Genomic DNA, 18,621 nt, shown 5'->3' on the forward strand with positions numbered 1-18,621 from the left:
GACGGCAGATCGCGGCCTTTACCCTTTACACTCACGCGACATTTTCCACTGCAACTTTCAGCGATGGCCGCGCGCGGTCATCGGTCATTCGCCGTTTGCCGTTTTCCGTTCGCACCCAGCTACGCCTGCAAGGACCGCCGCACATGAACATCGCTTCTTCGTCGAATGCCGTCACGCAAGATACTCGCCCCGGCTATGCCGCGCGAGCGCTGATCGCGTCGGTGCTCGGCTATGCGATGGACGGCTTCGACCTGCTGATTCTCGGCTTCATGCTGCCTGTGATCGCCGCCGATCTGCACCTCACGTCGACGCAAGCAGGCTCGCTTGTCACGTGGACGCTGATCGGCGCGGTGGCGGGCGGCCTGATTTTCGGCGTCTTGAGTGACTATTTCGGCCGCGTGCGCATGCTCACGTGGACGATCCTGATCTTCGCGATCTTTACGGGCCTATGCGCGCTCGCGCAGGGCTACGGCGATCTGCTCGCGTACCGGACGATCGCGGGCGTCGGTTTGGGGGGAGAGTTCGGCATCGGCATGACGCTCGTCGCCGAGGCCTGGCCGGCGGCGCAGCGGGCGCGCGTGTCGTCGTATGTCGGGCTTGGCTGGCAACTCGGCGTGCTCGCCGCCGCGTTGCTGACGCCGCTGCTGCTGCCGCTGATCGGCTGGCGCGGCATGTTCGCGCTCGGTCTGCTGCCCGCAGTGGTGTCATTTTTCGTGCGGCGGAGTGTCGAGGAACCGGCGCTCTTCACCGAGCGGGTCGCACGCGGCATGCGCAACGCGCCCTTGAAGCTGCTCGTCGCCGATGCCAGCACGACACGCGCGAGCGCGGGCGTCGCGATTCTCTGCTCGGTGCAGAACTTCGGCTACTACGGCCTGATGATCTGGCTGCCGACCTATCTGTCGAAAACATTCGGCTACTCGCTGACGCGCTCCGGTTTATGGACGGCGGTCACGGTGCTCGGCATGGCCGTCGGCATCTGGCTGTTCGGCATCGCCGCCGACCGCTTCGGCCGCAAGCCGGCGTTTCTGTTCTATCAGGCGGGCGCTGTCGTGATGGTGTTCGTCTACGCGCACCTGAGCACGCCCGCCGCGCTGCTGATAGGCGGCGCGCTGATGGGCGTGTTCGTGAACGGGATGATCGGCGGCTACGGCGCGTTGATTTCCGAGCTGTACCCGACGGACGCCCGCGCCACTGCGCAAAACGTGCTGTTCAACATCGGCCGGGCGGTGGGCGGCTTCGGCCCCGTCGCGGTCGGCGCGCTGGCTGCCCGCTTTTCGTTCGGCGCGGCGCTCGTCACGCTCGCGTCGATCTACGTGCTCGATATTCTCGCGACGCTCTTTCTGATCCCCGAACGCCGCGGCGCAGCGCTCGAATGACGGCGTCCGCGAGAACGGTGGCAGTGCTTCCATGCCGCGTTGCAGCAAGAGCTGGCGCGGCTCCCGCTTATCCGTCCGGTACAAAACCTGGCCCGAACTGACTCATCCGGGGTGTACACTAATCGACCCGCAAAAGCTCAGCGCTGCTTGCTTTCCGCTGGAGTTTGACGCAGTCCCCAACGGGCGCACGCGAGAAACACCGCTGCCGGGCATCGACCCGGCAATGGCCAGCGCGGCACGTGACGTAGCGATGTATCGAGCCGGGCCCAATTATTAACGTCTCGCAGGTTAGAAAATGGACGAACAACTGAAGCAAAGCGCTCTCGCGTATCACCAGAATCCGAAGCCCGGCAAGATTTCGGTCACGCCGACCAAGCCGCTTTCGAACCAGCTGGATCTGTCGCTCGCGTATTCGCCGGGCGTCGCAGCCGCGTGCATGGCCATCCATGACGAGCCGCTCGACGCGCAGAAGTACACGTCGCGTGGCAACCTCGTCGGCGTGGTCACAAACGGCACGGCCGTGCTGGGCCTTGGCAACATCGGACCGCTCGCGGCGAAACCGGTGATGGAAGGCAAGGGGTGTCTGTTCAAGAAGTTCGCCGGCATCGACGTGTTCGATATCGAGCTGAGCGAATCCGATCCCGACAAGCTCGTCGAAGCGATCGCGATGCTGGAGCCGACGCTCGGCGGCATCAACCTCGAAGACATCAAGGCGCCCGAATGCTTCTACATCGAGAAGAAGCTGCGCGAGCGCATGAAGATTCCCGTTTTCCACGACGACCAGCACGGCACGGCGATCATCGCATCGGCGGCGATTCTCAACGGCCTCAAGGTGGTCGGCAAGAAGCTCGAGGAAGTCAAGCTCGTGTGCTCGGGCGCGGGCGCGGCGGCCATCGCGTGTCTGGATCTGCTCGTGAACCTTGGTCTGTCGAAGAAAAACGTGCTCGTCGTCGATTCGAAGGGCGTGATCTACGAAGGCCGCGGCAATCTGGACCCGTCGAAGGAACGCTACGCGGCGCACACCGACGCGCGCACGCTCGGCGACGCGATCAAGGGTGCCGATGTGTTCCTCGGCTGCTCGAGCGCCGGCGTGCTGAAGCCGGAAATGGTCAAGGAGATGGGCACGCAGCCGCTGATCCTCGCGCTCGCGAACCCGGAGCCGGAAATCCGCCCGGAAGAAGCGAAGAAGGTGCGCCCGGACTGCATCATCGCGACGGGCCGTTCGGACTATCCGAACCAGGTCAACAACGTTCTGTGTTTCCCGTTCATCTTCCGTGGCGCGCTGGACGTCGGCGCGACGACGATCACGGAAGAAATGAAGCTCGCGTGCGTGCGCGCGATCGCCGAACTGGCGGAAGAAACCGATCAGGGCGATGAAGTCGCGAAGGCCTACGAAGGCCATTCGCTGGAATTCGGTCCCGACTACCTGATTCCGAAGCCTTTCGATCCGCGTCTGATCATCAAGATCGCGCCCGCCGTCGCGCAGGCCGCGATGGATTCGGGCGTCGCCACGCGTCCGATCCAGGACATGGACGCCTATCGCGAGCAACTGGGCGCGACGGTCTACCGCTCGGGCATGGTGATGCGCCCCGTTTTCGCTGCCGCGAAGGCGCAGCCGGCGCGCATCGTGTTCGCCGAAGGCGAAGACGAGCGCGTGCTGCGTGCCGCGCAATTCGTGCTGCTCGAAAAGATCGCGAAGCCGATTCTGGTCGGTCGGCCGGGCGTCATTGAGATGCGTCTGAAGAAGATCGGCTCGAAGCTCAAGTGCGGTCAGGATTTCGAGATCGTCAATCCTGAAGACGATCCGCGTTATCAGCAGAGCTGGCAGGCTTATCACGAGATCGGCGCGCGCTCGGGCATCACGCCGGAAGTCGCGAAGGCCGCGATGCGCAAGTTCAATACGCTGATTGGCGCGATTCTCGTGCATATCGGCGACGCGGACGGCATGATCTGCGGCCTGATCGACACGTATCACGAGCATCTGAAATACGTCGAGCAGGTGCTGGGCAAGGCCGAGCACGTCGACAACTTCGCCGCGATGAATCTGCTGATGCTGCCGGGCCGCAACCTCTTCATCAGCGACACCTACGTGAACGAAGTGCCGACGGCCGAACAACTCGCCGACATGACGATTCTCGCCGCGCGCGAAATCGAGAAGTTCGGCATCGTGCCGAAGGTCGCGCTGCTGTCGAATTCGAACTTCGGCAGCGTACCGTCGGCGACGTCGGCACGCATGTCGGCGGCGCGCAAGCTGATCGCCGAGCGCGCGCCGCATCTCGAAGTGGACGGCGAAATGCACGGCGACGCGGCGCTGTCGGAAGCGGTGCGCAAGTCGGCTTTCCCGGGCACCACGCTCACGGGCGAAGCGAACCTGCTGATCATGCCGAACGTCGAAGCGGCGAACATCACGTACAACCTGCTGAAGATGATCGGCGGCGAAGGCGTGACGGTCGGTCCGTTCCTGCTCGGCGCGTCGAAGCCGGTGCACATCCTGACGCCGGCCGCGACCGTGCGCCGGATCATCAACATGACGGCGATCGCTTCGGCGAACGTCAATGCGGAGCGGCAAGCCGCGAACTAAGCGGCTTTCCGGCCGGAGTGTGGCTTGATGAACAAAGGGCACCGCGAGGTGCCCTTTTTATTGCTGCCGGTCTTGTGCTGCCGGCACGCGCGGAAAACTTCAGCGTTACGCGACGTTCTGCTGCTCGACGCTGCCCGCCGGCGAGCGCCACTTCGCGAGCAACGAGGCCCACTTCGCGCGCACGCCCTTCAGATTGTTTTCCTTCACGTGGCCGTAGCCGCGAATGCCGTCCGGCAGGTTCGCAAGCTCGACGGCCAGCGCGCGCTTGCCAGCCGTCAATCCGCCGATCAGCTCACGCACCAGCGTTTCATACTCGACGATCAACGCACGTTCGGTGCGGCGTTCTTCCGTCTTGCCGAACACGTCGAGCGCCGAGCCGCGCAGGAACTTCAGCTTTGCGAGCACGTGCATTGCGTTGAGCATCCACGGGCCGTACTGCTTCTTCACCAGATGGCCGTGCGCGTCCTTCTTCGCCGTCGACGGCGGCGCCAGATGGAATCTCAGCTTCCAGTCGCCCTCGAAATTCGCCTTCAGCTTTTCGACGAACGCCGGGTCCGAATACAGACGCGCCACTTCGTATTCGTCCTTGTACGCCATCAGCTTGTGCAGATTCTTCGCGACGGCTTCCGTCAACGGCATCTGGCCGTCGGCGGCTTCGAGCTTCGTTTCGGCGGCCCGCACTTCGTCGACGAGCTTGCGATAACGCGCCGCGTACGCGTCGTTTTGATAAGCGGCCAGATACTGCGCGCGCTTGTCGATCAGCGTATCGAGCGCCTTCGGCGTATGCAGCGAAATGATCTTCGCGGCATTCGACGTGTCGTCGTCGGTGCGGCTCTGCGGGCGCGCGAGCTTACGCACGGCGTCGAGATCGTGCGCCGCGCGGCGGCCCCATTCGAATGCCGCGCGGTTCTTCTCGACCTGCACCGCGTTCAGCTCGATCGCGCGAATCAGCGACTCGTGCGTGAGCGGCAGCCAGCCCTTCTGCCATGCGTAGCCGAGCACGAACGGATTCGTGTAGATCGCGTCGCCGAGCAGCGCGACCGCGAAGTGGTTCGCATCGACAGCCGCGACGTTCTCGTCGCCGGCAGCCGCGCGCACGTCCGTGTCGGCGCTCGCGCCAGGGAAGCGCCAGTTCGGGTTCTTGATGAACTCGGCCGTCGGCGTCGGCGCGCTGTTCAGCACAACGTGCGTGCGGCCGTTCTGCATCCGCGACACGCATTCGTCGCCCGCCGTCACGATCGAATCGCAACCGATCACCAGATTCGCTTCGCCCATCGCGATGCGCGTCGCGTGGATGTCGGCCGGCTGGTTCGCGATCTGCACGTGGCTCATCACGGCGCCGCCTTTCTGCGCGAGACCCGTCACGTCTAGCACCGTCACGCCCTTGCTTTCGAGGTGCGCAGCCATGCCGAGCAGTGCGCCGATCGTCACGACACCCGTGCCGCCGACGCCCGTCACCAGCACGCCGTACGGCTTGCCGATCGCGGGAATCTCCGGATCGGGCACGGGCGGCATCGTGTCGCCCGATGCACCTGAGGCGCCCGACGCCTTCGGCTTGCGCAACTGTCCGCCTTCGACGGTCACGAAGCTCGGGCAAAAGCCCTTCAGGCACGAGAAGTCCTTGTTGCAGGTCGACTGGTTGATCTGCCGCTTCGTGCCGTACTCGGTTTCGAGCGGTTCGACCGACAGGCAGTTCGACTGCACCGAGCAATCGCCGCAGCCTTCGCATACGGCTTCGTTGATCACGACGCGCTTCGCCGGATCGGGATATGCGCCGCGCTTGCGGCGGCGGCGCTTTTCGGTCGCGCAGGTCTGGTCGTAGATCAGGATCGTCGTGCCTTCGATCTCGCGCAGCTCGCGCTGCACGTCGTCGAGCTGGTCGCGATGATGTATCGCGATGCCAGGAGCCAGGCCGACATTCGCGCTGTACTTCTCGGGCTCGTCGGTGACGATCACGATCTTCTTCGCGCCTTCCGCCGCGAGCTGATGCGTGATCTGCGGCACGGTCAGCGTGCCGTCGACGGGCTGGCCGCCCGTCATCGCGACGGCATCGTTATACAGAATCTTGTACGTGATGTTGGCCTTCGACGCGATCGCCGCGCGAATCGCGAGCAGGCCCGAGTGGAAGTACGTACCGTCGCCGAGATTGGCGAACACGTGCTTGTCGTTCGTGAACGGCGCCTGGCCGACCCACGCGACGCCTTCGCCGCCCATCTGGCTGAACGTGCTCGTGCTGCGGTCCATCCACACGGTCATGTAGTGACAGCCGATGCCCGCCATCGCGCGCGAGCCTTCGGGCACGTTCGTCGACGTGTTGTGCGGACAGCCGGAGCAGAACCACGGCTTGCGCTCGGCTTCGACGCGCGGACGCGCGAGCGCCTTTTCCTTCGCTTCGATCACGGCGATGCGCGCCGCGATGCGCGCGCGGACGTCGGACGGCAGATCGAACTTGTCGAGACGCGTCGCGATCGCCTTTGCGATCAGCGCGGGCGACAGTTCGTAGTGCGCGGGCAGCAGCCAGTTGCCCATCGGCACCGACCATTCGCCGCCCGCGCCATCCTTCTCGTCGAACTTGCCGAACACGCGCGGACGCTGCGCATCGGGCCAGTTGTACAGCTCTTCCTTGATCGCATATTCGAGAATCTGGCGTTTCTCTTCGACCACCAGAATCTCTTGCAGTCCGCGCGCGAACGCCTGCGCGCCTTGCGCTTCGAGCGGCCACACGCAGCCGACCTTGTACAGGCGAATGCCGATGCGCGAGCAGGTCTCGTCGTCGAGGCCGAGATCGGTCAGCGCCTGACGCACGTCGAGATACGCCTTGCCGCCCGTGATGATGCCAAAGCGGGCGTGCGGCGAATCGATCTCGATCCGGTCGAGCTTGTTCGCGCGCACGTAGGCGAGCCCGGCGTACCACTTGTAGTCGAGCAGACGTGCTTCCTGCACGAGCGGCGGATCGGGCCAGCGAATGTTGAGACCGCCTTCGGGCATTTCGAAGTCGGTCGGCAGAATGATTTGCGTGCGGTGCGGATCGATATCGACGGAAGCCGACGACTCGACCACGTCGGTGACGCACTTCATCGCGACCCACAGGCCGGAGTAGCGGCTCATCGCCCAGCCGTGCAGGCCGAAGTCGAGATACTCCTGCACGTTCGACGGAAACAGCACGGGCAGGCCGCATGCCTTGAACAGGTGTTCGGACTGGTGCGCGAGCGTCGACGATTTGGCCGCGTGGTCGTCGCCGGCGAGCACGAGTACGCCGCCGTGACGCGACGAGCCGGCCGAGTTGCCGTGCTTGAACACGTCGCCCGAGCGGTCGACGCCGGGGCCCTTGCCGTACCACATCGAGAACACGCCGTCGTGTTTGGCGCTGGGATAGAGATTGACCTGCTGCGAGCCCCATACGGCCGTCGCGGCGAGGTCTTCATTGACGCCGGGCTGAAAGACCACTTGATGTCCGGCGAGATGCTTCTTCGCCTTCCACAGCGCCTGGTCAAGGCCGCCGAGCGGTGATCCGCGATACCCCGAGATGAAGCCGGCGGTATTGAGCCCGACGGCCTTGTCGCGCTCCTGTTGCAGCATCGGCAGACGCACCAGCGCCTGGATGCCGCTCATGTACGCGCGGCCGCGTTCGAGCGTGTATTTGTCGTCGAGCGTGACGGAAGTCAACGCGGCTTCGAGCGAGGCTCGCTGACCAGCGTCTAGCGGGGCATTCATTATGTGTACTCCTCCACCCAGGTTGGGATCGCCAAAACCTTCAGGGCCTCGGCATCTTGTGAATGCTCCGGCCGGGGTCGCCATATTGACGGCTTTTTTGCGATGGTAGCACTGGTAAAAACCCGCCGCTTATCGTTGAAAACACCGCGATGCGGGATGGCGCACGCAGGAAAATGTCGCAGTTATGACGTGGCGGAATCTTTTTGGTGTGCCGGTGTTACAGCGTGTAAAAGCTTGAAACGGTGCGAACGCGACTTGAAATGCCGGTCTAAACTCCCCACCTGCACGAATCGCAACGTTCCGCATGCTGCGGAGCTTCGCTGTGCAGGAGTCGAAAAAAGGAGTACGCATGAACACGAAACACATCCAGACCTTCCTGATGGTCTCGGCAGCATTCTTCGCGATGAGCGCGCCCGTGCATTCGAGCAGCGCCAACTCGCTTATGAATGCCGTCACGCGCACGACGCCCGTCGCGGCGGTAACGGTCGCCGTGAACCGGCAACGCTCATCCGACGACACGGAGCAGCGTGGCTGACGCGCGACGGCGAGCGGCCAACCAGGCCGCCCGCGTCTGAACGAACAGCGAGAGTCGGCGGACCGAGGGGCGCCGGCTCTTAAATCCCAAAATAAAAAAGGCGAGGATCGTATGATTCCTCGCCTTTTTCTTTGCCCGGCGTTAGCCGCCAGAGTGTGCGTTACGCCTTGTCCTGCACGACACCGCGACGAATCTGATCCAGTTCGATCGATTCGAACAGCGCCTTGAAGTTACCCTCGCCGAAGCCCTGGTTGCCCTTGCGCTGGATGATCTCGAAGAAGATCGGTCCGATCTGGTTCTCGGTGAAGATTTGCAGCAGCAGGTCGTCGTGCGCGCCGTCGATCAGGATCTTGCGCTTGCGCAGTTCGTCCAGCGGCTCGCCGTGGTTCGGCACGCGACGGTCGACGAGTTCATAGTACGTGTCGATGGTATCGAGCAGCGAGATGTTCGAAGCGCGCAGGCCGTCCACCGTTCTGTAAATATTGTTCGTGCCGAGCGCGATGTGCTGAATGCCTTCTCCGTGGTACGCGTCGAGATATTCCTGGATCTGGCCAGCCGTTTCCGAGCCTTCCTCGTTGATCGGAATGCGGATCTTGCCGCACGGCGACGTCATCGCCTTCGACTTCACGCCCGTCACCTTGCCTTCGATGTCGAAGTAGCGCACTTCGCGGAAGTTGAACAGGCGCTCGTAGAACTCGGCCCACTCCTGCATGCGTCCGCGATGAACGTTGTGCGTCAGGTGATCGATATAGGTGAGGCCGTGGCCGGTCGCGTTCGGATCGGCACCCGGAATCGGCTCGAAGTCGACGTCATAGATGCTGATGTCGCCGATGCTGTGTGGCGCCGCGCCGTTCTTGCCGCGCCAGCGGTCGACGAAATAGATCAGCGAATCGCCGATGCCCTTGATCGCGGGAATGTTCAGTTCCATCGGGCCCGTCTTGTTGTCGAAGCCCCATGCGCCCAGTTCGAGTGCGCGCTTGTACGCCTTCGCGGCATCCTGCACGCGGAACGCGATTGCGCAGATCGACGGACCATGCAGACGCGCAAAGCGCTGCGCGAACGAATCCGGCTCCGCGTTGACGATGAAGTTGATGTCGCCCTGGCGATACAGCGTCACGTCCTTGTGACGATGCTTCGCGATCGCCGTGAAGCCCATGCGCTCGAACAGCTTGCCGAGCGCGACGGGGTCGGGCGCGGTGTACTCGATGAATTCGAAACCGTCGGTGCCGACGGGATTTTCCCAGGTAGGAACCTGCATATCTGTCTCCTCAAATGCGGATTTCCGATGCGCGTCGCGCGATTCGATGAAGAACAGTGTAGTTGCCCGTGCTGGAAGAATACTTGCGAAATTAAGCGCCGGTCACTACGCTGACGCTACTTTCTGGCGCTTCGCCGGCTTTGGATGGCAGAACATGGCTCAAATTGAGATAGATGCAATCGACCGGCGGATTCTCGCGATTCTTCAGGAGAATGGGCGGCTGTCGAATCAGGAGATCGCGGATCGGGTGAATCTGTCGCCGAGTCCGTGTCTGCGCCGCATTCGGCGGCTGGAGGAAACCGGCGTGATTCGTGGATATGTTGCGCTTCTGGATCCGCAGATGCTGGGGCTGGATCTGCTGGCCTACGTCAACGTGCGGCTGGAAAAGCGCGGCGGTCCCGTGCTCAGCGCGCGCGCCGACGGTACGCCGGGGCGCGCGGGCGCGACGCATTCGGAACTGTTCCGGGCGGCCGTGCAGGGCTGGCCGGAAGTGGTCGCCTGCCATGCGATGACGGGCGACATGGACTATCTGCTGCGCGTACAGGTGCGCGACATGGCGCATTTCTCGCGATTCGTGCAGGAGCAGTTGCTGCGGCATCCGTCGGTGATCGACGTGAAGTCGAGTTTCTCGCTCGAGAAGTTCAAGGAGACCACCGCGCTGCCGCTGTGAGGGGCGGCGCGCGCACGCATGTGCAGGCACGCGCAAACAAAAAAGGCGGCTCGTTGAAGAGCCGCCCTTTGGGATTTCCTTGTGCGCGATGCTTACGCGGCGATCGCGGTCGGAATGAACGATTCGAGGAGCTTCGACGTGCTGCGCGCCTGGCGCTTGAGCACGTAGTCAAAGACGGCGGCCTGTTCCTGCAGCATTTCCGCGATGATGCTGTTCTGATCGGCGGGCGCGAGCGTCAGATATGCATCCGCTTCGCCGTATGCGTATTCGATCTTCATGCCGGCTTTCTTGGCGATGTGCATCATCGTCGTGTTGCGCGACAGGCAGTGGATGTACAGCGTCGTCACGCGCGTGTTGCGGCTGCGGATGGCGGCGCGCTCGAACAGCTTCGTGCCGATGCCTTGACCGCGCACGCTTTCCGACACCGACACGCCGAATTCAGCGGTGCGCGTATTGCCCTCGGCGGGCAGATAGGCCAGATGGCCGACGCCGACCAGACGCAGATGGCAGTCGAACACGCCGAATACAGTGTCGCGGCTGAAATCCAGCGTGCGGACATAGTTCTCGATCACGTGGTCCGGCGTGATCTGGCCGAAGCGCAGCAGACGATCTTCTGCGCCCAGTTCGAGGAAGTGGGCGAGCAGGCGCTTGCGGTCTTTCTCGCCGAGTTCCCGGACCAGAACAGGCGCGCGGCCGGCGACGGTCATCAAGCGATCGACGACGATCGGCTCGGTGGCGCGGACAGTTTGCTTATTCATGGTGGGTTCTCCTTTAGCTAGGCGCATGACGCGCCGCAATAAGCATTCTAATGGAAAACCCGGAGGCGACCTAGGGAAAACCCCGAATAGAGTCGAGCGTGCAATCTAAAATCACGGCCGCAATTTGTTTAATTTATTGATTTGTAAGGTGAAATTATAGAATTAACGTGCGGCAGTGCTGCGTCGCCTTGCCGCAACGAAGGCACGCATATTGCTGCGTCGCGACATCGTTTTGTCATCAGCGAGGGCGTGCGCATCGGAAGTACCGATGCCGCCGTCTTCGTGAACGCAACGATCGCGTGTCAGTTGCGATCCGCGCCGGTGGCCTTTGATGCGAGCAGCCCGTGATCCACCATCTCGACGACCTGCTCGGCGAACTCCCGGTAGCCCATCCGGCCGCCCGGCTTCAGCCAGGTGAAAGTCCAGTTGATCATCCCGAAGACCATCATCGTGAGCGCGGTCTGATTTTCACGGCTGACGCGTTCGGGATAGGCGCGCGCGAGCTGCCGCGCGAACGCGGCGACCACGTCTCGCTGGCGGTTCAGGATGATTTCGCGCTGCGATTCGACCAGATATTTGACGTCGTTCAGCAGCGCGACGTGCCGGCTGTGTGACGTCTCGTACTCGGAGAGGAAGGCGCGGATCAGTTCGGCGAACGCATCGCGTTCGGTGAGTCCGCGCCGCTGGCTCGCGCCCTCGACCTCGGCAATGATCAGCATCAGCCGCTTCGTGTAGCGGTCGAGCAGGTCGAAGAGAATCGCTTCCTTGCTCTCGTAGTAGTGGTAGAGGCGCGCTTTCGATGTGCCGCTCGCCGCAGCGAGGTCGGCCATCGACGTGCTCGGATAGCTCGTTTGGGCGAATTTCGCGGCGGCCAGTTCGAGGATCTGGTCGCGCTGGCTCTCGTGATCTGGGGCTCGTGTACGGGCCATGATTGTTCTGGTTTGTCTCAAACAGGAGAAAAGGTGTCGCGCGCGACATTCATTTCGAGTGATTGCCAGGCGTTCGGATCGCCGCGTAGCTGCAACTGGCCGTCAGCGACAAGCTCTCGCAGACGCCAGAGCACGATGACGTCGCTGACCAGCAAGCCGTTGTTTGACGTCATCACGGCAGCGGCGACGCGCCCGGCGGATTGCCAGCCATCAGCGGCGTGTTCGAGGATCGACTCGTCCAGTTCGGCGAACGTGCCGCTCGAAAACGTGTTGTCGTGCCAGCGGCGCAGTTCCGCGTTGGCCTGCTTCACCTCCTGCCATTCGAGCGCGAGACGCCCGATGCGCAGTACCGAAATCGGTGCGGCCGTGGCGAGCCGCTGTTGCAGCACGGCCGGAGCGAACATGCCGACGGACGTCGCCCGATCGGCGCGGCGTTGCGCGGCGCTGTCGCCTGTCAGATCGTCGATGCAGACACGCGCTTCGTTCAGCCGCTGCGGCATCTCGCGCAGATGGAAACATACGCGGCGCAGCGTCAGCTGATCGGCGCAGCTCTGGCCGTGCCATACGACGACGTGCGTCGTCCCGCCGACCACCGCTTCCAGTTCGCTCGCCTGCGCGTCGAACTCGGCTGCGAAGTTGCGTGTGACGTCGCCGGTGACGCGTCGCCAGAAGTCGGCGCGCAGATGAGGTGCTTCGTCGATGCCGCGCAACGGACCGACGGCCAGGTCGTCGCGCAAAGCGAGCACGGCGTCGGCGCGGCCCGCGTGGCTGAGCGCTTGACGCAGCGAGTCGGCGGCAATGTCGCCGTTCGTGATGTGGATCGTGCTCATTGTGATTGACGGGGCGGTTCGATCACCGCTCGATTGCAGTTCAGGCGCGCTTCGCCCGTACAACGGAAAAGGCCGCTCGTCGAGGAAAGGACTTTCCCATGGCGAGCGGCCCCTAGTGTAAGCGGATCGCGGACGTGCCGAAAGCGACCGGCGCGCACAACCATACGCGGCGCATGCACGGCAGACGCGCGGCGCGCCGTGCCTCACCTCACGCGACCGTCAGCGTTCGTCGTAGCTGACCACGACCTTGTCGCTGATGGGATGACACTGGCAGGTGAGCACGAAGCCGTCGCGGATCTCCTGTTCCTCCAGCGTGTAGTTCTTCTCCATCTTCACTTCGCCTTCCAGCACCTTCGCGCGACAGGTGCAGCAGACGCCGCCCTTGCACGCATACGGCAGCGCCAGTCCGGCGCGTAAGCCCACGTCGAGCACGCTCAAGCCCTGATACGGCAGACGCAGCTTGCGCTTCTTGCCGTCGAGGACGATTTCGAGGTCGGCTGTCGGCGTGTCGTCGGTGATTTCGGCGGCGGGCACGCCCGCCTGAGGCAGCGGCGTCCCGAAACGCTCGACGTGCACCTTTTCCTGTGGAACTTCCGCAGCCTTCAGCGCGGCTTCGGCGGCGTCCATCATCGGCGCGGGGCCGCAGATGAACGCTTCGTCGATCGTGCCCGGCGGCACCAGTGTTTCGAGAAACGCCGAGCACTTCTGCTGATCGAGCACGCCGTTGAACAGATCGACGTCCTGGATGTCATCGGACAGCACGTGGTACAGCACGAAGCGGCTCATGAACCGGTTCTTCAGATCTTCGAGCTCCTCGGCGAACATGATCTGGTCGACGCTGCGGTTGCCGTAGATCAGCGTGAATGTGCTGCGCGGCTCGATCTCAAGCGTCGTCTTGATGATCGCGAGCACGGGCGTGATGCCCGAGCCGCCCGAGAACGCGACGTACTGCTTGCCGTGGTCGGCGTTCAGGTGCGTGAAGAAACGGCCGTCGGGCGTCATCACGTCGATGGTGTGGCCGGGTTGCAGCGTGTCGAACGCGAAGTTCGAGAAGCGGCCGCCGCGCACGCGCTTGATACCGATGCGCAACTCGCCGTCGCGATCGTAATCGGTGACGCCGACGCAGATCGAGTACGAGCGGCGCGTCTCTTCGCCGTCGATGTGCGTTTTCAGCGTGACGAACTGGCCCTGCGTGAAGCGATACTGCTCGCGCAGTTCGACGGGGACTTCGAAGGCGACGGAGACCGCGTCGGCGGTTTCAGGCCGCACTTCCCGGATGCGCAGCGGATGAAATTGCGGAGTGGCCATATCAGTAGGGTTTGAAATAGTCGAAGGGTTCGCGGCAGTCGACGCAGCGATACAGCGCCTTGCATGCCGTCGAGCCGAATTGCGCGAGGCGTTCGGTGTGCTTCGAGCCGCAGCGCGGGCAAGCGGGCGCGGGCAGCGAACGCGGAACGAAGCGGATCACTTTCTGTTGCGCGCCCGCGCCGGCATTGGCGTTGGGCACGGCGCTGCCGCAGTTGCCCGTCGGCGGCGCGATGCCGTAGGCGCGCAGTTTTTCGCGGGCGTCGTCCGTGATCCAGTCGGTCGTCCACGCGGGCGCGAGCACGGTTTGCACGCGATACGGCGCGAGACCGGCGGCGTCGAGCGCATGGCCGATGTCTTCCGCGATCTGCGACATCGCCGGGCAGCCCGAGTAAGTCGGCGTGATGACGACTTCGAGCGCGCCATCGGCGGCGCGGCGCACGTCGCGCAGAATGCCCAGTTCGCGGATCGACACGACGGGAATTTCCGGATCGGGCACCGCTTCGAGCACGGCCCAGGCCGTGTCGAGCGCGCGATCCGTTGCAACGGCTGCTGTCTGGGCGGTCGAAGTCATCGTCTCACTCACCTTTGGATTACCAGCTTGCGCCAGGATGCTGGCGCGCGAGGCTTTGCATTTCCGCGAGCAGGAAGCCCATGTGCTCCGAGTGCTCGCCGTGCTTGCCCGTGGTGATGTGCTTGACGGGTTCCGGCAGCGTGAGCGTCGCTTCGTCGAGCGCGGCGCGTACGTCTTCGAGCCACAGTGCTTCCAGCTCGGCCGTCTTCGGGCCGATGCCGGCAGCGGCGATCGCGTCTTCCGTCGCATCGGCGCTGAAGAATTCGCGCGTGTACGGCATCAGATAGTCGAGCGCGTCCTGCGCGCGGCGATGCGATTCGTCCGTGCCGTCGCCGAAACGCACGAGCCATTCGCGCGCGTGATGCACGTGATACTGCGTTTCCTTGATCGACTTCGCAGCGATCGCGGCCAGTTGCGCATCCGACGAACCCGTCAGCGCGGACCACACGTGCAGCATCAGCGTCGAGTACAGGAAGTTGCGCACGGTCGTGACCGCGTAGTCCTTGTCCGCGTGCGCCGTGCCCGCGAGCGGGCCGACGTGCGGCAGCTCGGCGAGCGTGTAGTTCGCGAACTCGCGCTCGGCGCGGAAGAACGCGAAGTCGTCTTCCGTGCGGGCCTTGCCGGTAAGCGTCCTTTCCAGTTCGGCGGCGTGCGTGTAGAGCAGACGCGCCTGACCGATCAGATCGAGGCTCATGTTCGACAGCGCGATGTCTTCTTCGAGAATCGGGCCGTGGCCGCACCATTCCGCATTGCGCTGACCGAGGATCAGCGCCGTATCGGCGAGGCGCAGCACGTAGGCGAGGTGTTGGGGCGTGATATCCATGACGCGCGCTTACATGTGATTGACTTCGTCGGGGAGCTGGTAGAACGTCGGATGGCGATAGATCTTGTCGCCGGCCGGTTCGAACAGTTCGGCTTTTTCGTCAGGCGCCGATGCCGTGATCGCCGACGACGGCACCACCCAGATGCTCACGCCTTCCTGGCGGCGCGTATAGACGTCGCGTGCCATGCGCAGCGCCATCGCGGCGTCGGCCGCGTGCAGGCTGCCGCAATGTTTGTGATCGAGTCCCTGCTTGCTGCGCACGAAGACTTCCCAGATCGGCCATTCCTTGTTCATCGCTATCTCCTTCCTGTGCTTCCAGATTCGGGGCGCCGTTCAGGCGGCGTGTTGCTGCGCGCGCTGGCGCTGTTTTTCGGCGTGGGCGAGGGCGGCTTCGCGGACCCAGGCGCCGTCGTCATGCGCTTTCACGCGCGTGGCGAGGCGTTCTCGGTTGCACGGGCCGTCGCCGTTGACGACGCGCCAGAATTCTTCCCAGTCGATGTCGCCGTAGTCGTAGTGGCCGCGTTCCTCACTCCACTTCAGTTGCGGATCGGGCAGCGTGACGCCCAGCACCTTGGCCTGCTCGACGGTCGCGTCGACGAATTTCTGGCGCAGGTCGTCGTTCGTGATGCGCTTGATGCCCCACTTCGCCGACTGATTGCTGTGGACGGAATCCTTGTCGCTCGGGCCGAACATCATCAGCACGGGCCACCACCAGCGGTTGACGGCCTGCTGGACGAGTTCGCGCTGGGCGTCGGTGCCTTTCATCATCGCGAGCAGCGCGTCGAAGCCCTGGCGTTGATGGAACGACTCTTCCTTGCAGATGCGGATCATGGCGCGCGCGTACGGGCCGTATGTGCAGCGGCACAGCGGAATCTGGTTCATGATCGCCGCGCCGTCGACCAGCCAGCCGATCACGCCGACGTCCGCCCACGTCGGCGTCGGGTAATTGAAGATGCTCGAATATTTCGCCTTGCCCGAATGCAGCGCGTCGATCATCTCGTCGCGCGACACGCCGAGCGTCTCGGCCGCGCTATACAGATAGAGGCCGTGGCCACCTTCGTCCTGCACCTTCGCGAGCAGGATCGCCTTGCGCTTGAGGCTCGGCGCGCGTGTGATCCAGTTGCCTTCCGGCAGCATGCCGACGATTTCCGAATGCGCGTGCTGCGAAATCTGGCGAATCAGCGTCTTGCGGTACGCGTCGGGCATCCAGTCTTGCGGCTCGATCTTGCCGTCGGCGGCCATCACTTCGTCGAAGCGCGCCTGTTCGGAAGAGCCGTTGGCCGCGTCGAGCGGGGCGACGTTGCCAGGAATGTCGAGGGATTGCGTGTACATGTCGAACGCTCTCGTCCTAGTGGTGTGTGTTCGGCAGTATAAACCAACCGTCCGGTCGGTTAATCAATTTTTGGGATGAATCGGTAGGGGTTTGCACTATGCAATCGGGCACAATGGGCGGCTTGCGTCGTTATCTCCTTTTCAACAATCAGTCGAAATGATCACTCGTCCTCTCGTCGGTCTCTGCGGCGCCGTTGTTTCTTCGCTTGTGTTCGCATCGGCGCCCGTTTTTGCGGCGGGCGCGCAGACGCCATGGGTCACGGTCTGGGCTACGGCGCTCCAGCCGATCCCGCAAATGCCCAATCCGCCCGCGCTGTACCGCACGCCCGACGTCGCGGGACGCACGGTTCGGCAGATCGTCTATCCGACGCTGTCGGGCGACGTCGCGCGCATCCACATCAGCAACGCGTATGGAAAGGCGCCGCTCGTGATCGAGGATCTGCGGATCGCGCGCTCGGGTATCGGGGCTGGCGCGGCCATTCAAAGCGGCGCGGACGCGCGGGTGACGTTCGGCGGAAAAGATGCGGTGAGTGTGCCTGCGGGCGGGGAGATCGATAGCGATCCCGTGCGGATCGGCATCTCGGCCGGCGTACCGTATGCCGTCAGCAGCTATATGGGGCGCGAGCAGCGGATAGTCGCGTGGCATCGGGTTTCGAATCAGGTCAACTATGTGTCGATGCCCGGCAACCACGCAGCCGATACGTCCGCTGACGCTTATCGCCAGCGATTTACCCAGTTCGCATGGGTGACGGGGTTACAGGTGGAGGCGCCTTCGTCGGCGACGGTTGCGGCAATCGGTGACTCGATCACGGATGGGATGCGCTCGAGTCTGAATCAGAATCGTCGCTGGCCGGACGCGTTTGTGCGCCGGGTGGTTCAGAGCGGCGACACGACGACAGCGGTCGTCAATCTTGGGATCAGCGGAAACCGGCTGCTGAGCGACTCCCCTTGCTACGGGGACGCGCTTGCGTCTCGTTTTGGCCGCGACGTGCTGGCCCAGCCTGGCGTGAAGACCGTGATCCTGCTGATCGGCATCAACGACATCAACTTTGCCGCGATGCCGGCGCGCGCCGGACTCGATTGCGACTTTCCGCATACGACCGTTACATCGGAGAGTCTGATTGCTGGCTACAAGCAGGTCATTGCGGCGGCACGCGCGCGCGGCATGCGCATTTTTGGGGCCACACTGACGCCGGCGGATTTGCCGCCGCAGCGTGAGGCGATCCGTTCGGCGGTCAATCAGTGGATAAGGACGAGCAGGGCGTTCGACGGAGTCGTGGATTTCGATGCCGCGCTGCGTAATCCGGCCGAGCCGACGCGTCTGCAGCGGTCGTTCGACAGTGGCGATCATATCCACCCCAGCGACGCGGGTTACGAAGCGATGGCCGCCGCGATTCCGCTGCCGACGGTGCTGGGCGCGCATCAAAAGTGAAACGTTAAAAAACTTCCGTCACGCACTTGTCATCGGCCCGTGGATGGCCTAAGATTCGCCTCCTTCGTACGGGGCGCGCACTTTGTGGCGCGACGCAGCGGGGGCCGCGGCAGAAACGGCGCGGTGGTGTAGCCGGCAGGGTTTGAAGCGATGATGCAAAAAACCTGTTGACGAACACCGGAAGGTTCTTCATAATTTCGTTTCTCTGCTGCTGATGCAGCAGCGCAGTGAAGGCAAGGCGCCTCCTGCGGATGTTCTTTAAAAACTAACAGCCGACAGGTGTGGGTGCTCGATGATGGCGCGCGGTGGTTCGTATGAGCTGCCGAAGGCAAAAGTAATCGAGTCTCACACAGAAAGAAATTGAGGAAGGTTTGACGGGGTTGAGAAACCCGGTCGAACCATCTGTCAGTGATTTTGAGTGAGCGACCGGTTCGTCAAGAACCGAAAACAGTAACAGGTTTGAACTGAAGAGTTTGATCCTGGCTCAGATTGAACGCTGGCGGC

At 63.4% G+C, this 18,621-nt stretch carries 15 protein-coding genes; 5 read left to right on the forward strand and 10 right to left on the reverse strand.

Annotated features, from left to right (window positions below; translation table 11 throughout):
• The first annotated feature begins 143 nt into the window (after nt 1-143).
• Nucleotides 144-1,376 carry an MFS transporter gene (locus VSR68_RS14555; RefSeq protein ID WP_342940508.1) on the forward strand — a complete coding sequence of 411 codons (1,233 nt, stop codon included), beginning with the start codon at nt 144-146 and terminating at the stop codon, nt 1,374-1,376.
• A 295-nt stretch (nt 1,377-1,671) separates the two neighbouring features.
• Nucleotides 1,672-3,957 carry an NADP-dependent malic enzyme gene (locus VSR68_RS14560; RefSeq protein ID WP_342940509.1) on the forward strand — a complete coding sequence of 762 codons (2,286 nt, stop codon included), beginning with the start codon at nt 1,672-1,674 and terminating at the stop codon, nt 3,955-3,957.
• A gap of 105 nt (nt 3,958-4,062) precedes the next feature.
• On the opposite strand, the gene VSR68_RS14565 is transcribed toward VSR68_RS14560, so the two are convergent.
• A complete protein-coding gene (locus tag VSR68_RS14565; RefSeq protein WP_342940510.1) occupies nt 4,063-7,671 on the reverse strand; it encodes an indolepyruvate ferredoxin oxidoreductase family protein in 3,609 nt (1,202 codons plus the stop codon).
• 349 nt (nt 7,672-8,020) lie between these two features.
• On the opposite strand from VSR68_RS14565, the gene VSR68_RS14570 reads away from it, so the two are divergent.
• On the forward strand, nt 8,021-8,206 hold the full coding sequence (locus tag VSR68_RS14570) for a hypothetical protein (protein WP_342940511.1): 186 nt from the start codon (nt 8,021-8,023) through the stop codon (nt 8,204-8,206).
• Nucleotides 8,207-8,366: 160 nt separating this feature from the next.
• Here the strand turns inward: VSR68_RS14570 and hppD are convergent, their stop codons facing one another.
• Nucleotides 8,367-9,464 carry a 4-hydroxyphenylpyruvate dioxygenase gene (gene hppD / locus VSR68_RS14575; RefSeq protein WP_342940512.1) on the reverse strand — a complete coding sequence of 366 codons (1,098 nt, stop codon included), beginning with the start codon at nt 9,462-9,464 and terminating at the stop codon, nt 8,367-8,369.
• Between the two features lie 154 nt (nt 9,465-9,618).
• On the opposite strand from hppD, the gene VSR68_RS14580 reads away from it, so the two are divergent.
• Nucleotides 9,619-10,134: an Lrp/AsnC family transcriptional regulator gene (locus tag VSR68_RS14580; protein WP_342940513.1), complete on the forward strand. Its 516-nt coding sequence runs from the start codon at nt 9,619-9,621 to the stop codon at nt 10,132-10,134.
• 92 nt (nt 10,135-10,226) lie between these two features.
• Here the strand turns inward: VSR68_RS14580 and VSR68_RS14585 are convergent, their stop codons facing one another.
• The 8 genes from VSR68_RS14585 to paaA form a co-directional block, all read right to left on the reverse strand.
• The gene (locus VSR68_RS14585; protein ID WP_342940514.1) at nt 10,227-10,892 is read right to left on the reverse strand and encodes a GNAT family protein; all 666 of its coding nucleotides are present in this window, start codon (nt 10,890-10,892) and stop codon (nt 10,227-10,229) included.
• A gap of 302 nt (nt 10,893-11,194) precedes the next feature.
• Nucleotides 11,195-11,821 carry a TetR/AcrR family transcriptional regulator gene (locus VSR68_RS14590; protein ID WP_342940515.1) on the reverse strand — a complete coding sequence of 209 codons (627 nt, stop codon included), beginning with the start codon at nt 11,819-11,821 and terminating at the stop codon, nt 11,195-11,197.
• A gap of 17 nt (nt 11,822-11,838) precedes the next feature.
• The gene (locus VSR68_RS14595) at nt 11,839-12,651 is read right to left on the reverse strand and encodes a DUF1835 domain-containing protein (RefSeq protein ID WP_342940516.1); all 813 of its coding nucleotides are present in this window, start codon (nt 12,649-12,651) and stop codon (nt 11,839-11,841) included.
• A gap of 219 nt (nt 12,652-12,870) precedes the next feature.
• Nucleotides 12,871-13,959 carry a 1,2-phenylacetyl-CoA epoxidase subunit PaaE gene (paaE, locus tag VSR68_RS14600; protein WP_342940517.1) on the reverse strand — a complete coding sequence of 363 codons (1,089 nt, stop codon included), beginning with the start codon at nt 13,957-13,959 and terminating at the stop codon, nt 12,871-12,873.
• A gap of 1 nt (nt 13,960) precedes the next feature.
• Entirely contained in the window at nt 13,961-14,530 is a 570-nt protein-coding gene (gene paaD, locus VSR68_RS14605; RefSeq protein WP_342940518.1) for a 1,2-phenylacetyl-CoA epoxidase subunit PaaD, read from the reverse strand.
• 19 nt (nt 14,531-14,549) lie between these two features.
• Nucleotides 14,550-15,353 (reverse strand): 1,2-phenylacetyl-CoA epoxidase subunit PaaC, encoded by an 804-nt coding sequence (gene paaC / locus VSR68_RS14610; protein WP_342940519.1) that lies wholly within the window; start codon nt 15,351-15,353, stop codon nt 14,550-14,552.
• Between the two features lie 9 nt (nt 15,354-15,362).
• A complete protein-coding gene (paaB, locus tag VSR68_RS14615; RefSeq protein WP_090871245.1) occupies nt 15,363-15,647 on the reverse strand; it encodes a 1,2-phenylacetyl-CoA epoxidase subunit PaaB in 285 nt (94 codons plus the stop codon).
• Between the two features lie 39 nt (nt 15,648-15,686).
• A complete protein-coding gene (gene paaA / locus VSR68_RS14620) occupies nt 15,687-16,685 on the reverse strand; it encodes a 1,2-phenylacetyl-CoA epoxidase subunit PaaA (protein ID WP_342940520.1) in 999 nt (332 codons plus the stop codon).
• A 157-nt stretch (nt 16,686-16,842) separates the two neighbouring features.
• Between paaA and VSR68_RS14625 the strand changes: the two genes are divergently transcribed.
• Complete coding sequence (locus tag VSR68_RS14625) at nt 16,843-18,117, forward strand: SGNH/GDSL hydrolase family protein (protein WP_342940521.1); 1,275 nt, start codon at nt 16,843-16,845, stop codon at nt 18,115-18,117.
• The last annotated feature ends 504 nt before the right edge of the window (nt 18,118-18,621 follow it).

It is taken from the genome of Paraburkholderia phymatum, assembly GCF_038900715.1.
GTDB lineage: Bacteria > Pseudomonadota > Gammaproteobacteria > Burkholderiales > Burkholderiaceae > Paraburkholderia > Paraburkholderia phymatum_A.